We start from the raw sequence: 19,158 nt of genomic DNA, 5'->3' as shown, positions 1-19,158 counted from the left end.
TATAGACGAAAATTCGTCAAATTTTTATGTTAAATCTTACATAGTATGCTGATTTTTCCATTAAGTCATTCAAAATTTCATATAGAGATTGATCATATTTTCTAAATTTTACTTAACTTATAATGCACTTTTAAAATAGATTAAATAAAGATAAAATATGTTCAAATAAATACTTCCCAAAGGAACTGATATTATGAAGAAGATTATTGTGTACTTTCCGTACAAATTACGACAACAAACAAGTGGATCCGCGGTTCGTCCTGTTAAAATACTAGAAGCATTTAAAGAATTAGCCGACAATAATGGTTATGAAGTAATAGCTATTAATGGAGAATCAAGGGATAGGGAACAGGCCATTTCTAATTTATATATGAATGTTAATCCAAAAGAAATCTTATTCTGCTATATGGAAAATGCGACAATTCCTATCTGGTTGACAGACACAGATCATCTTCCACGGAAACCTTTAATTGATGTAACGTTTCTAAAATATCTTAAAAAGAATAATATTCCTCTGGGGGTATTCTATAGGGACATCTATTGGAAATTTAATTCCCTGTACAAAGTTAATCCATTAATAAAACCGATCATGCAAACTATTTTTAAGATTGAGCTGTCTTTATATAAGAAATATTCCAGTATTATTTATCTTCCAAGCCTATATATGAATGATTTTGTCGGTGTAAAACCGGATATGGTGACAGACCTTCCTCCAGGTGGTGTAAATAAGTTAAATTATAACAAAAAAACAGAAACAAATCTTGTACAAGCCATCTATGTTGGAGGAATTAACCCCCGCTACGGAATTTATGATACTTTAGAAGCATTCAGACTAATTAATCAAAAGTCAACAAAGATAAAGTTAATTATGGTGTGCCGCAAAGAGGAATTTTCAACCTATTCGGAACTGATGGAACCATATAGTAATATGGATTGGCTTGAAATACACCATGCATATGGGGAACAGCTTACACCCCTTTACCATAGAGCTGATTTTGGAATTGTCCCGATTAAATGCGATACCTATAATGACTTTGCTGTAGCAGTTAAATTATTTGAATATATTTCGTACGGTTTACCTGTTCTCGCAACTAATTGTAAGGCCCAAGTAAATATTATTGAAAAAAGTAAACTGGGTCTTGTAGTTCCAGATAATGCTCCAGGGATTTTTGAGGGATTAAACACATTTTTAGACCCACAAATTCGAGACCATTATAAAGAAAATGTAAGAAATGCTCTATTAATGAAACATCTCTGGATTCATCGTGCTGAAAAGGTTTTCTATACACTTACACAAAAAAGCGGAAAGTAGGTCTGCAAATGGAAATTCTTATTCTTGTACAAGACTATCCTAATGCTAACAACAAATACGCAATGAATTATGTTCATACTAGGAATCTTGAATATGCCCAACAAAATTTAAACATAACAGTTCTTTCTTTTAGTGCTCAACAATCCTATTATTACGAGGGAATAAAGGTAATTCCACTTGAGAATTTCAAGACAGAATATCGTAATCATCTTTTTAATCTTGTTATTAGTCACGCCCCTAATCTCCGAAATCATATTAGGTTTTTAAAAGAATATAATCCTCGCTTTGGAAAAATCTTATTCTTTATTCATGGGCATGAGGTAATGAGAATGGCAAAATATTACCCAAAAACTTATTCTTATTTAGGTACTAACCATATAAAGGATTTTACGAGGGATTTATACGATATATTAAAACTAAAAATATTAAAGAAATATATTACCTCAATGTTTAAAAACCAAAAGTTAAAGATTATTTTTGTAAGTAACTGGATGCGTGATGTTTTTCTTGAAAATATCCCTATTAACAAGCAGTTATTATTAGATAATTCATATGTAATATCAAATGCAATGAATACCATTTTCTTGGAGCAAAGTTATAAGTTAGAGCAACCAATAAAAGCTGATTTTATAACGATTCGTCCTTTAGATAATTCTAAATATGCAGTTGATTTGGTTGTAGAGCTGGCAAAGAAACACCCTAGTCTCACCTTCCATATTTATGGAAAAGGCGAGTATTTTACTTATAATGAAAAGCCTAAAAATATCGAAGTCTTTCAGGAGTTTTTTAGTCCTAATGATATGGCAAAACTTCTAAATCACTATCGCTGCGCTTTACTTCCAACTAGATTAGATGCACAAGGAGTCTTAATGTGTGAGGTTGCCACTTACGGGATGCCCTTGGTAACTTCAAATTTACCTATTTGTAAAGAGATGCTTTATAACTTTGATAATATTTTTTATTTTAATAACTCAGAAGTTGAAATTAATCTAAATGAAGTTTTAGAAGGAATAAGTTTATCCAAATTATCAAATGAGAAAAACAGCAGATTTTCAAAGGGAAATACAACTATAAAAGAGCTGGAAATAATAAAAAAAATAATAGAAGCATAGAACAACATATACATTAAGGGCTTATTCAGCTAAACTGAATAAGCCCTTTTCTTCATTTCAACATTTATGATTGGACATATTTCATTTATTATTATCAGGTAATCTAGAATCATGTTAATTATTTCTTTAAGAAGGAATAAATACCATCCACTATAGCAGATGTGGCCTTTTCTTGAAAATCCTGCGTTTGGATTAGAGCTAATTCAAACGGGTTGGAGATAAACCCAAGCTCTACCAAGGCACTTGGATGTGAATTTTCCCTTAGAACATGCACATCCTGATATTTTGCCTTTCTATTAGGCAATTGGATTTTATTTACTAAAGATGTTTGAATTGAATTAGCTAGCGGTATATCTCTATTATAATAATATAAAGTTTCAAGTCCAGAAACCGTACTTGCAACAGAAGAATTATAGTGAATACTAACGAAGATATCCGCATTATTTATCGTGCTTACTTTAACACGATTTGGCAAGGAAATAAAGACATCGGTACTCCTGGTAAGGATAACTTTTGCACCCAATGAAGCTAATTTTGACTCCAATAATTTGACAGTTTTTAAAGTAAGGTCTTTTTCCATAGCCCTTTTTCCAAATCGGTCAACCGGTCCTAAAGCCCCACTATCATAACCTCCATGCCCTGCATCTAAAACGATTACTTTTCCTGAAAGCGGTAATACTATTGGACTTTGCTTATATAAAACAGCCGTAACAGGTACCCATCCTCTTTCATTATTATTAATAATCTCGTACCAACCGTTTACTTCCCTTATCACAGATGTCTCTTGATTTGCGGTAAGAAATCCAATTATATGCGAGGTGGCTGAAGGTTCATAATATATACTAGTATCATTTTTAACGATCGCACTTATCTTTTGAAGCACAGGACTTCCAGTTTCTAAATGGGTTTTGTATATCCAACCTTTTACTGCATTAGATTCAATTAAATACCATCCATTTATTTCCTTTAATATTCTGATACTAGTGTTTGAACCTAAAGTAGCTACAATAGTCGTCCTTGTAGTTGAGTTTAAATAGACATCAACGTTATTCACTGTTGTAACTACTTCACTTTTTAGCAGGCTCCCATAGACCCAACCATCCAAATCTGTTGAAACGATTTGGTACCAGCCATTTATAAACTTCTTAATCTTTACCGGCTGATCCTTATCCAACTGTCCTTTAATAGCCGTTCTAGTACTGGCCTCTTGATAAACAGCTAAGTTATTTACAAGTACAATTGCCCTATCGTCCATGAGGGTAACTAATGGTGCCGGGCTTCCATCAGTAAGATGTTTATAATAAATCCAGCCTTCTTTATTCCCCGATTTAATATAATACCATCCATTAATTTCCCTAAGTATATTACCCGCTTCACTCTTAACAAGAGTTCCACTTGCTGGCGAATTAACACTTGCTTCCTGATAAATATTTACCTTTGAGGCTTGTACAGTAAATGTTGCTTTTAAAATATTTCCGTAAACCCAACCCTCAAGTTCGGTGGCTTGAACTTTATACCAGCCGTTTATTTCTTTTGTAACGGTTATCGGTGTATCCTTTTTTAACGTCCCAATTACAGGCGTTCTAGTACTTGCTTCTTGGTAAACATTTAGTAAGGAAGAACTGATGATTGCAGGGTAACTATCGACATTTATTACAGCAGCAGGGCTTCCCTCTGTTAAATGCTTGAAATAAATCCAGCCTTCTTTAACGCCAGATTTAATATAGTACCATCCATTTATCTCTTGGATAACTTCGCCTGTTTCTCCTCTTTTCAACTGATTTATTACACTTGTCCTTAAGCTAGACTCCTGATAAATATTTACCACAGAAGCTGAAACGGAAAATGAAGAATTTAAGAGCCCGCCATAAACCCAACCATTAATGTTTTGTGATGTAATTTGATACCAGCCATTTATTTCTTTAATAATTTTTACAGGGGTATTTTTGTTAACTCTTCCTATTTTGGCACTTCTCATAGATTCTTGCTGATAAACGTCCAATACTTGAGATTGAACAATGGCAGATTTTCCAGTGTCAACATTGGCAATGGGACTACCTTCAGTTAAATGTTTACCAAATATCCAGCCCTGCATATTTGTTGACTCTATGAAATACCAGCCATTTATTTCTCTTAATATATTACCTGAGTCTCCTTTTTTCAAGGTACCTTTGACAGAAACTCTTACACTAGCATCAACATAAACATTTACCATTGTTGAGTTTACAGTAAAATTACTATTTAAAAGGTTCCCATAGACCCAACCACTCACTTTTTCTGCCTTTACTTGATACCATCCATTTATCTCATTTTGGATAGTGACAGGATCATTTTTGTTTAATACTCCAATGATAGCTGTCCTTGTACTTGCTTCTTGATAAACACTTAAGCTATTTGCCAAGTTAATCGCAGTTCTTTGGATAGGTGAATTTTGAATATCAATTAAATAGTCAGCTATCCACCCATTTCCGTTGGTCAACTTTACATTTACCCAGCCGTTGCTTGTTCCTAGTACAGGAAACGAATCTCCTTTGTTGGCGCTTGATATAATACCATAGTTTAAACCGCTTCCGGATCTAATATTGACCGAATTACTGTTTACTACACCTGTTATCTCAGCCGCTGCGGAGGTTTCTCCAGGTAAAAGAAAAATGAAACTAAAAAGAAAGAGAAAAAGAAAATTCAAAATTTTATGATTCAATGTAAAAAGTCCCCTTAATAAATTTAGTGAAATACTATCTATTTCCACTGCCATTTATTGGAGCTAACAAAAATGATGTGACAAGCACTATACTGAATGTAAAAAAAACTGATATCCCCCTTTATTAATCTATTATACTTTATTTTTTATGTAATGACTGACAAAAAAGCCGTAAAAATTACAAAAATTTTGATAAACTACATCATTCACACATAAAAAACGGCGAAATTTTAATTAAATTGTCGTAATAAAATAATTTCCAATTACTTTAGTGCTCGAGTAACTTATTGTATGGTAGGTGTGGAAATAATCTTCTTGCCATATATCGTTATATTAGCAAAAGGTTTCTCAAATAAAATAAAACACCCCCTTTAATTTGGATAAAAACACCAAATAAAAAGGAGTGTCAGCTGAACGTTTTAACACTTATTTAACAATTTTATATAGGGTATTAAAAATAATTTTAATATCTGTTACTAATGACCTCTTTTGCAAGTACTCTAGGTTTAATTTTAATTTATCAACCATAATTTCTTCTATATACGTTTTTTCCGGCTCTGTACTCATGGCAAGAATTTCATTTTCATCCCTGTATTTGATTGACGCGTAATCGGTAATTCCAGGACGGATTTCAAAAATTCGTTTTTGTGTTTTATTATAGTATTGGGTATATTTAGGAACTTCCGGGCGGGGACCAACCAGACTCATATCACCTTTAAAGACATTTATTAATTGAGGTAATTCATCCAGCTTTGATTTTCGTAATAAATGACCAACCCTTGTGATCCGGCTATCTCTTCCTACTGTAATTTGTGCACCCCTACTTTCTGCATCTGTTACCATCGTTCTAAACTTTAATATTTTGAAATTCTTTTCAAAGCGCCCCACCCTAACCTGCTTAAACAAAACCGGACCTTTCGAATCCAGTTTGATTAGCAGGAAAATAATCAAGAAAAATGGAGATAAGAGAATTAAACCAACAAAGGACATGACTATGTCGAAAGCACGTTTTACAATATCATTGAAGCTGCCACTTTGTGTTTTGTATTGGGATACTGCTTTTCCATCCATTTTTATCACCTATTTTTTAAAGGTTTTTGCAAGACTTTCCACAGCTTCAATCACATGGTCAACCTGTTCGTCAGTCATTTTAGGATACAACGGAATTGAGATTGCTCCATTATATGCAGCTAAAGCATTGGGGAAATCCTCCATTTTGTACCCAAGTCTTTTGTAGTAAGGATGCATTGGAACTGGAATAAAATGGACACTTGTTCCAACACCTTTTTCTTTAAGCTCTTCGATAAATTGCGCACGATCTATCGTAAACGCATTCTCGTTTAAGCGAATCACGTACAAATGCCACGCATGAACATTTTCTTCATCACTATGTGGAATGGTTAGACCCTCTATTTTCGAAAATGCCCCATTATATTTTTGAGCAATTTCTTCACGGCGTTTTTGCATATTTCCGAGCTTTCCTAGCTGCACAAGTCCTAAGGCGGCCTGCATATCGGTCATATTGTATTTAAATCCTGCCTCTTCCACTTCATAATACCATGTTCCTTTATCACCATAGCGATTCCAAGCATTCTTACTCATACCATGCAGGCTCATTACACGCATTTTATCAGACCATTCGTCACTATGGGTGGTGACAAGTCCGCCTTCACCGGTTACAAGATTTTTGGTAGCGTAAAAACTAAAGCAAGTGAAATCACCGATGCTGCCAATCATTCTTCCCTTATACTTCGTATACACTGCATGTGCTGCATCTTCAATAACGACTAATTTATGTTTCTTCGCAATTTCCATTATTGGGTCCATATCACATGGATAACCAGCAAAGTGAACAGGAATAATGGCTTTTGTCTTGTCAGTAATTTTTTCTTCTATTTTCGCCGGGTCAATATTCATGGTCACAGGATCAATATCAACAAATACAGGAGTTGCACCAGTATGTATGATGGTATTTGCTGTTGCCACAAACGTGTATGGAGTTGTGATTACTTCATCCCCGCGACCTATTCCTGCAGCTAACTGTGAAATATGAAGACCTGCAGTACAAGAATTAAGTCCAAGGGCATGTTCAGCATGAACATATTCCTGAAATTGCTTTTCAAACTCCACTGTTTTAGGACCTTTACTTAACCAATTGGATTGAAGTGTATCAATCACTTCTTTAATTTCTGCGTCTTCAATTAATGGTAAGGCATACGGAATAAATTCCATTGTTTTCACACCTTCAATAATGATTTATTTTTCGTTCATAATATCAATAAACTTTTGCGATAACACGTGGTAATCATGGGTTTGACTAACAAACTTCTTTCCATTTGAACCCATTTTATTTAACTCAACAGGGGAGTAGTTTTTTATTGCGATTACTGCCTCGGCAAGTTTCTTAGGATTCTCAGGCTCGATGGAAATTCCAGCCTCTGCTTCTGCCACTAAATCATTTCCAGCTTCAATGCCATGAATAATCGGTCTGCCTGCCATTAAATAGTCCAAAAGCTTGTTCGGGCTAACCCCAAATCGATATAGCGGACTTCTTCGCCAGCCGATATATAAGGCATCCATATGTGCCAAGAAATCGGGTATGGCCTTTTTATTAATAACCGGTAAAAAGTGAATATTCGTCAAATTTCTTTCTTTTGCCTTTTGGATTAATGTCTCTCGTTCCGGTCCCTTACCAACAAGGATAAAGGCAACCGGCTCATCCTTAACAAGTTCAGCTGCATCAATCATATATTCAAGGGCATTGGCGATTCCATGCGTCCCTGCATAACCAACCAAAAACTTCCCTTCCGCTTTCAATTGTTGAATGAGTTTCATATGATCCTCGGGAATTTTTTCCTTTGCATCATTCCATTGCTCCACATCGATTCCGTTTGGAAGATAGCGGAACTTCCCTGGTTCTAAACCATGCTCAATCATATGCTGGTCAGCCTTAGGCAAAAGGGATACGACTGTATCAGCGTAAGCGTACGCATCATTTTCCCCCTTTTGCATGACCATGATAAAGGGGTGCTTCGCTGACATATTGCCGAGCTCCATCGGTGATAAGGGCCATAAATCATGAACCTCAAAAATTAATTTTGCTCCAGCCTTTTTAGCAATTTTTCGGGCGGGATAAATATCTAAAGGATAAGTGGATGAAGCAATGACAACGTCAGGATGATATGTTTCAGCAATAAAACTTGCCTTCGCTCTTAAGGCCTTTAAGAATATCATCATGTTAATAATTCTTTTCGCCCCATTACCTTCATATGGCGGCGTTTTTATCCAAATATAACGAATACCGTCTAAAAATTCTTCCTTCCAACGCCCTGTCATTTCAGGCTGGATCGTCCGAATATGGGAGTATGACGCACCAATAATGGTTACCTCATGACCGCTTTTTACCCATTCTTTTGCTAAGTAATAGGGTCGGTACTCCATCCCGTGGACATTTGATCCTGCATAATGATTAATCAGTACTATTTTCATTGCATTCACTCGCAAATTATTGATTTTTTAACAACTGGGCTTCTGGGACCTTCCGTAGCCCTCTGGCAGGAATACCAGCTACTATTGCTTCCTTCTCTACATCCTTCGTAACAACACTGCCGGCTGCGACCGCCCCATCCTCATGAATTATTTTTCCTGGTAAAATGGTTGAGTTTGCACCAATGCGACCACCTGTTTTAATGGTTACACCTTTAAAGTGCTCATATCTTTCTTTGGATCTCGCCATATAATTATCATTTGTCGTTACTACACATGGTGCGATAAACACATAATCCTCAATTGTTGAGTAGGCAGTTATATAGCAATTGGTCTCAAGCTTACAGTAGCTACCAACGGTACAGTCATTTTCAACAGCTACCCCTCTTCCTACTATGGTTTTCTCACCGATTGATACTCTTTCACGAATAGTAGCTAGGTCAGCTACAAACACATCATCAGCAATCGTAGCATTCGCGTATACAATAGATGATGTTCCAATAGTAACACCATTCCCTATTACAGTCGGGGGCAACTTCTTCACATCAGGCAGAATGGAGTTCTTGGCCCGCGCCGGCTGTTTTCCAATTACTACATTATCTTGTATCATTGTATTATTTCCAATTTGGACGCCATCATAAATGATGACATTATTTCCAAACCTGACATTTTCGCCAATTGAAACATTTTCACCGATAATAACATTTAATCCCTTTGTGATATTGTTCATTCATTTCGCTTCCTTTTATGTAAAAATAAAGTCTTTTTTAAACGTAAGGGTAATGTACCCTTACGTTTATTCATGTGACTGACAAAATTTTTTTTTGTGTCACCCTTTTACGGTTGGCAATTTCCAATAACGTTTCTCTTAGCTTTTCTGGATCATCCATTTGCATAGAAATTTCTTTCAAGATATCTTCTGCATTTTCTTGAGTTGCTTTTCCGATATATATTTTAGGATACACTTTTTCAGGATGTATTTCATCTTTGTTTAGAATCTCTTCATAAAGTTTTTCTCCGGGACGCATACCACTATATTCAATTTTAATTTCATCCTCAGTAAAGCCAGATAATTTTATAAGATTTTTGGCCAAATCCACAATTTTAACGGATTCACCCATATCAAGTACAAAAATTTCTCCCCCACGGGCAAGTGTTCCGGCCTGAATAACTAATCTTGCTGCTTCAGGTATGGTCATAAAGTACCTAGTCATCTCAGGATGAGTGACTGTGACAGGGCCGCCCGCTGCAATCTGCTTCTTAAATAAAGGAACAACACTGCCACGGCTTCCTAAAACATTCCCAAATCTTACAGCAACAAAACGTGTTTGGCTATTACGGGCAAGATTTTGAATGATGATTTCTGCCACCCGTTTTGTTGACCCCATTACACTTGTAGGGTTAACTGCTTTATCTGTTGAAACTAATACAAAGGTATTTACTCCTGCAGCATCTGCGGCTTCAGCAACATTTTTCGTACCAAAGATATTATTTTTAACTGCAGCCTCAGGATTCCGCTCCATAAGGGGGACATGTTTATGTGCAGCAGCATGAAAAACAAATGCTGGCCTATGTTTAAATAAAATATCAAACATCTTACCTCTATCTTGAACATCAGCAATTTCTGTAAAAAACTCAATTTCCTTGGCATGTTTTTTTCTTAATTCCATCTCAATAGAATAAATACTATTTTCACCGTGACCCAACAAAATAATTGTCTTTGGTTTAAATAGACATAGCTGGCGGCAAAGTTCAGATCCAATCGAACCTCCTGCACCGGTAATGAGGATAGTTTTACTTTCTATTTTATCTTCAATCCCTTTGATATCTAATACTACCGGTTCTCGACCTAATAAATCTTCAATTGATACATCCCTAATTTCACTGACTGAAATCTTCCCAGATGCCAAATCACCGATCATAGGAAGGATTTGGACGTCCTTGCAAACCTTTTTTGCTTCTGTTACTATTTCGTGTAACTTGTGTTTGCTTAAGGATGGTATTGCTATTACTACATGATCAATATTAAATCTTTTTACCACTTTTTGTAGGTCCGTGACAGTACCCGCTACCGGCAATCCTCCAACCTGTAGACGCTGAACATTTTCATTATCATCTAAAAACGCAACTGGCTGAAGGTCAGTTGTTGGATGATCCTTTAGCTGCTGAAGAAGCATCCGCCCTGTTGAGCCAGCCCCAATAATTAACGTACGCTTTGCCTTTTCAGGTCGAATGCCCCTTGTCCGAAGTTCAAAGGAAATCGTTTTTGAAAATCTCCACCAAAAGCGTACAAACCCAAGGAGGAGTATATTAAGCATGTAAGTCACTGAAAGTCCTTGAAAGTATACATTTTGAAATGTAATCTTCTGAACAAGGGCTGTGATAATAACAGAAGAAGTGACTACGTAAAACAGACCTACAAGTTCTTCCATGCTTGCATATTTCCAAACACTTCTGTATAACCCAAATATATATGAAAATGCGTGGTGGGTTATTAGCAAGGTTATGGATGTCGTAAGAATCATCGTCTTAAGGATGGGGATCGTTAATATATATCCGGAAAATGGGTTAATAATAAAATAGGACATATATATAGATAGTAAAACTACTGCAGAATCAATGCAGACAAGAGAAATCATTCTTGTCCGGTATTTCATACAAATACCTCCTCATAGCAATGAAAAAATAAAAAGCCTTTTCATATATACCTTCTCTTTAAATACAGATGTTATTATAGCATAAATCGCTTTTTTGTACCTAAGATGTTGAAACTTTAACATTTGTAATACTTAGACTTTGCATTATACAGACATATTACTTTGCATAATTCATCCAATTTTCCCCTTAGCAAAATAAAATAAAGGAAAACCACTCTCCAAGCCTTTATAAACCCTCATACACCGAAACATCGATTATAAACACTTGGGACGACTTTAATCCTATAAGAGCATCTACTTTTTGAATTCTAAGGTTCTCGAAAGAGAAAAAACGAAGCAAATTGAGGGTAAACTGATAAACCCTTACCAAGATTTGGCAAGGGTAATTATAAGCACTTTATTATATCTCGAAATCGGTTGGTTCCTCTTTTGTATAACCAAAGTGATAGAGAATAGCTTCAACGATTCTTTTGGAAGCAAGTCCATCACCATAAGGGTTTGAAGCTTTAGCCATAATGTTATGTGCATCTTTATCCGACAATAGCTCATCTGCAAGACTAAAGATAGTTTCTTCATCAGTCCCTGCAAGCTTCAATGTACCTGCTGTAACACCCTCAGGACGCTCGGTTGTATCTCTTAAAACGAGTACTGGAACACCTAACGAAGGGGCTTCTTCTTGGACACCACCTGAATCGGTCAAGATCAAATATGCTCTGGAAGCGAAATTATGGAAGTCAATTACATCCAATGGTTCAATTAAGTGGATCCGATCATTCTCCCCCAGCACCTCATTTGCAATTTCACGAACGACAGGATTCATGTGTACAGGGTAAACGACTTGAATATCTTCGTGCTTCTCCACTAATCTTTTAATCGCATGAAACATATGCCTCATAGGTTCACCTGTGTTTTCACGCCGATGTGCCGTCATTAGGACTAGACGATTATCCGCTAAATTATTCAATACCGGGTGAGAATATTGAGTTTTGACAGTCGTTTTTAACGCATCAATTGCGGTATTCCCTGTGACGAAAATTGACTCTGTTGGTTTATTTTCCGCTAAAAGGTTTTCTTTTGATTGGCTAGTTGGTGAAAAGTGAATATCCGCTAAAATCCCTGTAAGCTGGCGGTTCATTTCTTCGGGGTATGGTGAATACTTATTTCGGGTACGAAGTCCTGCCTCGACATGTCCAATTGGGATGGAATTATAAAAAGCAGCCAAGCTAGCTACAAAGGTAGTAGAGGTATCACCATGAACTAAAACAATATCGGGTTTTACCTCTTGAAATACTTTATTTAATCCTTCTAAACAACGGGTAGTTACATCGATTAGTGACTGCCGTTCCTTCATAATATTTAAATCATAGTCAGGTTGAATTTCAAATATTTTCAACACTTGGTCCAACATTTCCCGATGCTGCGCAGTAACAGTTACAATAGATTGTATTTTATCAGGATGGTTCGCTAATTCTTTCACAAGTGGAGCCATTTTGATAGCCTCTGGTCTTGTTCCAAATACAGTCATTACCTTCAATTGATTCTTCATAAAAACCTCCAAAAAGGTGATCTGCTATTTCTCATGTTTCAAGATAATTTTATCAGCCACCTACATAATAGCAGAACAAACATACTCCAACAAGGCTGGTTTCGGTTAAGAGTAGAACCAGTGTATTTTTATGAAGAATGTTAAGCCTGGATGGCAATATTAAATAAAGGTAAGCTGCGGCCCACGCAGTTGTTGACTTTTTAATTAACATTTGAATTTTCTTGTTTCTCTCTTTAAAGGTATCTTCATGAAGAAAGTGGACTTTTTGATTTGGTTGTAGATGTTTTTTTGAAGAATTGGTACACTCATACCTATAACATATGAGAGGGACGAACAGCGTGCTTTTTAATTCCTTTGAGTTTATCCTTATTTTTTTACCAGTCACTTTTTTAGTTTATTTTACATTGCTTTATACTGGACAAACGGTTATAGCAAAGGTGTTTCTAGGTGTAGCCTCACTTGTTTTTTACAGCTGGTGGAATATCAACTATCTTCCGCTCATTTTGATTTCAATTGCTGTGAATTATACGTTCGGTGCAATTTTAACAAAAAGTTATAAAAAAAGTAACCGAAAATCTATTCTGACATTTGGAATTGTTTTCAATGTAGGGTTACTGGGTTACTTCAAGTATACTGATTTCTTTTTATCGACCATTAATTCATTGGTTGAGAAAAATTTTCCGCTCTTACATTTGGCCTTGCCACTTGCAATCAGTTTTTTTACCTTCCAGCAAATTTCTTATCTAGTTGACATTTATCGTAGAGAGATAGAAGGATACAAAATTTATGACTATGTCCTAATTGTCACATTTTTCCCTCATCTCATTGCCGGTCCGATTATTTACTATAAAGAAATTATGATGGAATTACATAAAGAGAATTACAGGGTGAACGTGAAAAATATAGCAATCGGGATCTTTATTTTTGGAATTGGTTTATTTAAGAAAGTGGTGATAGCAGATAGCTTTTCCATTTGGGCTAATCAAGGTTATTCTCATGCATTTGATTTAAATTTTTTTGAGGCTTGGATTGCGTCCTTATCATATACATTTCAACTGTACTTTGATTTTAGCGGCTATTGTGACATGGCCATGGGAGCAGCCCTATTATTTAATATAAGGTTACCAATTAACTTTAATTCTCCATATAAGGCATTGAATATTCAAGATTTCTGGAGAAGATGGCATATAACATTAGGAAGGTTTCTTACCAAGTATATATATTTTCCACTGGGTGGTAACAAGAGGGGGCTAATCCGGACGTATGTCAACCTCCTGATTATTTTTCTGGTAAGTGGGTTTTGGCACGGAGCAGGCTGGACATTTATTATTTGGGGAAGTTTACATGGAATCGCTATGCTAATTCATCGAATGTGGAAAAATAGCGGTCGGTCATTGCCTAAACCATTAGCTTGGATGATTACGTTTCTTTTTGTGCATTTTGCCTGGGTTTTTTTTCGTGCGGACTCAATTGAAAGTGCGTTCGCTGTAATCAAGAGTATGGTGGTGTTTAATGACTCAATTTGGTCTTATCGTTTTCATTCAGAAGGTAATAGTTTATTAGAAATTGGTCAGTTATTAACCATACCTCATGGTACAGCCATATCAGTTTTATTGATATTTTTTGTAATCTTTCTTTCTATTTGGTATGTTCCAAATTCAAATGAGCAAAAAGAAAAATTTAAACCTACAATTTCAAGAACAATCCTGTTTGTTTTGGTGGCCACAGTGGCTATCTACATAAGCTTTAATTCGAACTCTAACAGTGAATTTTTGTACTTTAATTTTTAGGAGATAAAAATGAAATCATACAAAAAATGGTTACTCCAAACTTGCATATTAACCATACTGGCCATGACTCCATTTCTTGGCATTATAGGTTTTAATTACTTTATTGATCCTTTATGGTTATATTCACATCAAAATTCTTTTAATAACGTGCAGAATCCTTTTGATGAGAGATTATTAAAAACGCATAGTATAACATTCAATCCAAAAAATTATAGTGCTGTTTTGCTAGGTAGTAGTAGAGTAACGTATATGAATGAACATGAGTTTCCAATGAAAACTTATAACTATGCCGTGAGTAGTATGCTAGTCGAGGAATATGATCCATATTTGACTTATGCTGAAGAAAAAATTGGGAAGCATTTTGATACAGTATTCATAGGACTTGATTTCTGGGGTACAAATGTTAATCGACCAAAGGTACAATCCAAAGATCTTAATACATATATAAAAGAAATGGATAAACCGTTTTATCGAGTAAAAAAATTATTTTCCTTTAACACTTTTGAATACGCAAAACAAAACTTCAACTCATCAAAACAAAATAAGATATTATTTAATAGCTTCCGAACTTATAATCGAGACAATGTTGCTACAGCTAAAGCAGTAACAAATGAGGAAAAGGCAAAATTTTTTCATGATTTTGAAGTAGAACAGGAAAAAGAAATTTATAAATATGATAATTCATATAAAGAAATGTTGATGCAATTAAAGAAAAGTCATCCTGAAAATAAATTTGTTGTTTTTTTAACACCGGTAGCTGAAGCGCGTTGGCAAATTGAATTCCAAACTACTGAAAAATGGAGCGATTATCAAAGGTGGATTACTGATGTAGTGGATGTTTTCGGAGAATGTATTAATTTTATGACACCTAATTCAGTTACAAAAGATAATAATAATTTTTATGATACACAGCATGCATATCCGGAAATTGGCACATTGATGATAAAGCGAATATCGGATAGGAAAGGCTATATACCACATGATTTTGGGATTAAAATGACAAAAGAAAACATAAACGAAATGTTTAATGTAATAGAAAAGAATCGACAGAAAAGTTTTTAACTCAACTTTCGCAGAATAGGCAGGTATACCTTGATATAGTTAGGTAAGCCCGCACCCATTGATGTAGTTGGCTTTTAATTAACTTTCTGAACTGCCAGGGGTAAGTATACGAATCAAATAGGAAGCACCTCTTCTTTATGGTATTGTGATTCTCAACAAATCAATTATACCAAACGAAGAGGTGCTTTTTCATGCCTATATTTAAAGTCAAGCACCCTTCATCAACGGCTTAAAACGCTACACATTTAAACTCATAGCATTTTTCAAGCGCAAAGGTTGAGTAATAGTTTTTGATTATTAAAAGATATTTGTACATAATCCTCTTCCAGGGAAGGAAAGGGGCATTCTTAACTAAAACATAACCGACCAAGTATTAGATCCTACACACCATCCGCACTTAGCCCTGCCTACGTTGATATGCTGGCGTACGGTCATTGGTGTTGTCCTCTTCGGAGTTATCAATCTATTATTTCATTACGCGAAAAATGGAGGGATTTAATTATGATTAACTGGAAAGTACGCATTAAAAATCGTTTATGGGTTGTGGCACTCGTGTCACAACTTTTTATTTTGACTGAGGTACTTTAGTCGGTGCTCATGCAGCTAGCATAACAGATTTTGTTTTGACTGATCAAATTAAGGATTGGTTTCTGTTAGTTGTTAATGCGATATTTGGTCTGCTATTCACGCTTGGGGTTGTGCAGGATTCCACCACAACTGGTATGGAGGATAGCCAACATGCCAAAGGGTATAACAAGCCACAATAAGCAGCCCACACGAATAATACTTTGTCACCATAAATTATTATTAAAGGAGAGGATATGTATGAATATAATACAACGATTTATTCCTGCATCTAACAAAGAAACTCGCCCGGGCATAAAAATGACCCCTAAATACATCACCATCCATGAAACAGACAACCCTGGTGCAGGGGCAGACGCAAACGCTCACGCCCAATTACAAGAGCGTGGCAATGACCGAGCGGCATCTTGGCACCTACAAATTGATGACCAAGAAGCTATCCAATCTATCCCATTTACCGAAGTTGCGTATGCAGCAGGTGACGGTAAAAATGGTCCAGGTAATACATTATCCATTCATATTGAAATTGCCGTTAACTCCGATGGTGATTTTCAAAAGGCTGTGAGCAATACTGCAGAAGTGACGAAACAACTAATGGTTCAGTTCAATATCCCCCTCTCGAATGTTGTCCAGCATAATCACTGGACAGGGAAAAATTGCCCGAGATATCTTCGGAGCGGGGAGAAGGGAATTACATGGAGCAATTTTATAGCCATGCTTGAAAACTACAATACTAAAAAAATCCAAGGAAAGGGAGTGGAAGAAGTGCTAAAACCGGGTGACAAAGGCGAATCTGTAAAAGTGCTAAATTATCAATTAGCAAGCTTAGGTTATATCTCATGGGCTGATCGTGAGGGTGATGTGTTCGGCAACAGCACATTAAATGCTTTGAAAAAATTCCAAAAGGAACAACGAATTAAAGAAACAGGCGAGTATGATGCTGCAACTGCTTTACAGTTTGCTAAGATTTTAGCGATTTATTACGATCGTCTGAAGCAAGATAAAATGCTGTAAAACGAAAAGCCCCTATCTCACACACGAGATAGGGGCTTGCATTTCTATTTGATTTCTTGGAATCTTAGGATCAATTTACCTTCATGTTCAACTGTTTCAAAAAACTCATTATATGGGCTTGCAAAAATCTTCCCCTTATCATCTTTGTAAACGACTAATTGTTCATCTTTTTCGGAATGAAATGCAATACAAATAAACTCATATTCGTTCCCTTTATAATGCCGATATTTTTTCATTTATTTACCCACCAATAGCATATTGGCTCCCTCTTTTTTCATATTTACATTATGATTTACCCTTAAATAAAAAACAATCTTTTCGACAAAAACAGACAATATAAAAAGCCCTTATTATGGGCTTAAAAAGGTAAATTATCAGCGTCATTAAATGCCTTCAATTGTTCTAGCCTTTCTAACTCTAAAACAGCCTCAGTAATATCTTCTTTTCTATGTATTCGCAGCTCCTTTTGCATTCCTCATTCTCTGTTCTGCAATAAAACAGAATCCTTTTTGATATCGTTGATATAGATTATTAATAAGATTGATAACAGAGCGGTTATTCGGAAACCAAGATTTTAGTAAATCTAACACGACCTTTTGCCAGGACTTTCTTAAATATTCATATGGAATAAATTAAGTGGGTGCCCACTCATTGCGGATATCAATTACACCTTCCGTTACTAGTGCATGAATATGAGGATTAAATTTCAAATCCTGTCCAAAAGTATGAATCACTGTAATTATGCCAACCTATAGATCACGTTTGTTACTTTTACGTTGAAAGTAAAATTGAAAGACTTCAGCTTTTTTCGGTCTTGAAAGAAGATATTTCTCAATTCCTCGGTATTGTAAACACCATATGACTTTGCGGAACATAAAAAATCATTTCCTGTTGCTTATCTTACCAATCAACACTATTTTTCTTACCACATTTATGGCAAAAGCGACTTTTAGAAGTAAAGCACACAAAAACCGGATTTGATCCTCCTTCGCATCCGAGGCACTCATAACGTGCGTATCCCAAATCACGAGTTCCACATCTAATCGCTTTCTCTACTGTTTCTTTAATATCTTCACGATACGATACCGGAAAAAGGTAAGAATTCATCCTCCAATAACCATCAAAGTGATCATTTAATATTCGTTTGATAACTCCTCTATTAGCATATACCATTGCGATGGGACTTTTAATGCCAACTTTCTTTAAAAATAGATACATTCCCCAGTAACATCAAAAATATTTTCTAGGAACTTAACGGAATAAATGAGTACGTGAATAAACTCTTCGGCAATAGTAGCAACGGCCAAACAAAAATATCACCCAAGATATAATAGCTAAATTGATTCCAAAAACTCCCTCCCAGCCCAAATTCCCAAGTCAAAAAGGTCATTCTCCACTTCTCATTAATGAATTGAATAAATTAAAAAACTGAATATATTGCTCTTTTATATCCGCAATTTTTGGGATAAAAAAGAACCCATGTAATGGCAATCTATAAAAGATTAAAAAACACATAAAAGCGACAATGAAAAAAAGATGATAATATTTTAGTCTATGTTCATTTTTGTTTTCATAACTTTCTCTCCGATAGGTTAATTCCTTTCTAGTGTGATTCTTTCATGAGTATTACTTTTGAGATGATAAAAGTAAATGGAATCGCAACAACTGATGCCAATAATGGTGAAACATTTTCATTCATCCCCATTAATTCAACCAAGATAATAGATTGTAGCGGATGATACTGATATATTCACCATGTTTGTGAGGGGAAATTGAAGAAACTTTTTTAACGTTGGCTTAGTTTATTCGTAAAATAAGAATTAAGATAAAAAGAACCCACCATACTGATCAAAAAAGAAAAAATATGTACTGTCATATAATTTAAATGAGTAA

General features: G+C 35.4%; 14 protein-coding genes and 1 pseudogene. 6 read left to right on the top strand and 9 right to left on the bottom strand.

Going from position 1 to position 19,158, the window contains the following annotated elements:
• The first annotated feature begins 193 nt into the window (after window positions 1–193).
• Complete coding sequence (locus G6554_RS23760) at window positions 194–1,312, top strand: glycosyltransferase (protein WP_166246525.1); 1,119 nt, start codon at window positions 194–196, stop codon at window positions 1,310–1,312.
• Window positions 1,313–1,320: 8 nt separating this feature from the next.
• Entirely contained in the window at window positions 1,321–2,424 is a 1,104-nt protein-coding gene (locus tag G6554_RS23755) for a glycosyltransferase family 4 protein (RefSeq protein WP_166246524.1), read from the top strand.
• Between the two features lie 118 nt (window positions 2,425–2,542).
• Here the strand turns inward: G6554_RS23755 and G6554_RS23750 are convergent, their stop codons facing one another.
• The 7 genes from G6554_RS23750 to wecB all read right to left on the bottom strand — a co-directional run bounded on the left by G6554_RS23750 (window position 2,543) and on the right by wecB (window position 12,814).
• Entirely contained in the window at window positions 2,543–5,125 is a 2,583-nt protein-coding gene (locus tag G6554_RS23750; protein WP_166246522.1) for an N-acetylmuramoyl-L-alanine amidase family protein, read from the bottom strand.
• A 426-nt stretch (window positions 5,126–5,551) separates the two neighbouring features.
• A complete protein-coding gene (locus tag G6554_RS23745; protein WP_166246520.1) occupies window positions 5,552–6,196 on the bottom strand; it encodes a sugar transferase in 645 nt (214 codons plus the stop codon).
• 9 nt (window positions 6,197–6,205) lie between these two features.
• Window positions 6,206–7,357, bottom strand: coding sequence for a DegT/DnrJ/EryC1/StrS family aminotransferase (locus tag G6554_RS23740; protein WP_166246518.1), 1,152 nt, complete (start codon window positions 7,355–7,357; stop codon window positions 6,206–6,208).
• 24 nt (window positions 7,358–7,381) lie between these two features.
• Window positions 7,382–8,614: a glycosyltransferase family 4 protein gene (locus G6554_RS23735; RefSeq protein ID WP_166246516.1), complete on the bottom strand. Its 1,233-nt coding sequence runs from the start codon at window positions 8,612–8,614 to the stop codon at window positions 7,382–7,384.
• 16 nt (window positions 8,615–8,630) lie between these two features.
• Window positions 8,631–9,341, bottom strand: coding sequence for an acyltransferase (locus tag G6554_RS23730; protein ID WP_166246514.1), 711 nt, complete (start codon window positions 9,339–9,341; stop codon window positions 8,631–8,633).
• Between the two features lie 70 nt (window positions 9,342–9,411).
• A complete protein-coding gene (locus G6554_RS23725; protein WP_166246513.1) occupies window positions 9,412–11,268 on the bottom strand; it encodes a polysaccharide biosynthesis protein in 1,857 nt (618 codons plus the stop codon).
• Between the two features lie 400 nt (window positions 11,269–11,668).
• On the bottom strand, window positions 11,669–12,814 hold the full coding sequence (gene wecB / locus G6554_RS23720) for a non-hydrolyzing UDP-N-acetylglucosamine 2-epimerase (protein WP_166246511.1): 1,146 nt from the start codon (window positions 12,812–12,814) through the stop codon (window positions 11,669–11,671).
• Between the two features lie 338 nt (window positions 12,815–13,152).
• Between wecB and G6554_RS23715 the strand changes: the two genes are divergently transcribed.
• From G6554_RS23715 to G6554_RS23700, 4 genes are all read left to right on the top strand, one after another.
• Window positions 13,153–14,604 carry an MBOAT family O-acyltransferase gene (locus G6554_RS23715; RefSeq protein WP_166246509.1) on the top strand — a complete coding sequence of 484 codons (1,452 nt, stop codon included), beginning with the start codon at window positions 13,153–13,155 and terminating at the stop codon, window positions 14,602–14,604.
• Between the two features lie 9 nt (window positions 14,605–14,613).
• A complete protein-coding gene (locus tag G6554_RS23710; protein ID WP_166246507.1) occupies window positions 14,614–15,666 on the top strand; it encodes a hypothetical protein in 1,053 nt (350 codons plus the stop codon).
• 623 nt (window positions 15,667–16,289) lie between these two features.
• Window positions 16,290–16,433: a phage holin gene (locus G6554_RS23705; protein ID WP_166246506.1), complete on the top strand. Its 144-nt coding sequence runs from the start codon at window positions 16,290–16,292 to the stop codon at window positions 16,431–16,433.
• Window positions 16,434–16,491: 58 nt separating this feature from the next.
• A complete protein-coding gene (locus G6554_RS23700; protein WP_166246504.1) occupies window positions 16,492–17,265 on the top strand; it encodes a peptidoglycan recognition protein family protein in 774 nt (257 codons plus the stop codon).
• 44 nt (window positions 17,266–17,309) lie between these two features.
• On the opposite strand, the gene G6554_RS23695 is transcribed toward G6554_RS23700, so the two are convergent.
• Both G6554_RS23695 and G6554_RS26395 read right to left on the bottom strand, forming a co-directional pair.
• A complete protein-coding gene (locus G6554_RS23695) occupies window positions 17,310–17,501 on the bottom strand; it encodes a DUF1653 domain-containing protein (protein WP_166246503.1) in 192 nt (63 codons plus the stop codon).
• Window positions 17,502–17,723: 222 nt separating this feature from the next.
• A pseudogene (locus tag G6554_RS26395) lies at window positions 17,724–18,438 on the bottom strand (IS91 family transposase); the annotation flags it as partial.
• Window positions 18,439–19,158 lie beyond the last annotated feature (720 nt).

Origin of the sequence: Bacillus sp. MM2020_4 (assembly GCF_011250555.1) — a bacterium.
Taxonomy (GTDB): domain Bacteria; phylum Bacillota; class Bacilli; order Bacillales; family Cytobacillaceae; genus Neobacillus.
The sequence above is the reverse complement of the archived record's forward strand: the minus strand, read 5'-3'. Positions and strand labels throughout refer to the sequence as shown.

Bases quoted from the DNA above. Each gene is read 5' to 3' on its own strand.
- G6554_RS23735 (WP_166246516.1), bottom strand. From the start codon at position 8,614: ATGAAAATAGTACTGATTAATCATTATGCAGGATCAAATGTCCACGGG.
- G6554_RS23700 (WP_166246504.1), top strand. From the start codon at position 16,492: ATGAATATAATACAACGATTTATTCCTGCATCTAACAAAGAAACTCGC.
- G6554_RS23725 (WP_166246513.1), bottom strand. From the start codon at position 11,268: ATGAAATACCGGACAAGAATGATTTCTCTTGTCTGCATTGATTCTGCA.
- G6554_RS23740 (WP_166246518.1), bottom strand. From the start codon at position 7,357: ATGGAATTTATTCCGTATGCCTTACCATTAATTGAAGACGCAGAAATT.
- G6554_RS23695 (WP_166246503.1), bottom strand. From the start codon at position 17,501: ATGAAAAAATATCGGCATTATAAAGGGAACGAATATGAGTTTATTTGT.
- G6554_RS23760 (WP_166246525.1), top strand. From the start codon at position 194: ATGAAGAAGATTATTGTGTACTTTCCGTACAAATTACGACAACAAACA.
- G6554_RS23710 (WP_166246507.1), top strand. From the start codon at position 14,614: ATGAAATCATACAAAAAATGGTTACTCCAAACTTGCATATTAACCATA.
- wecB (WP_166246511.1), bottom strand. From the start codon at position 12,814: ATGAAGAATCAATTGAAGGTAATGACTGTATTTGGAACAAGACCAGAG.
- G6554_RS23730 (WP_166246514.1), bottom strand. From the start codon at position 9,341: ATGAACAATATCACAAAGGGATTAAATGTTATTATCGGTGAAAATGTT.
- G6554_RS23755 (WP_166246524.1), top strand. From the start codon at position 1,321: ATGGAAATTCTTATTCTTGTACAAGACTATCCTAATGCTAACAACAAA.
- G6554_RS23745 (WP_166246520.1), bottom strand. From the start codon at position 6,196: ATGGATGGAAAAGCAGTATCCCAATACAAAACACAAAGTGGCAGCTTC.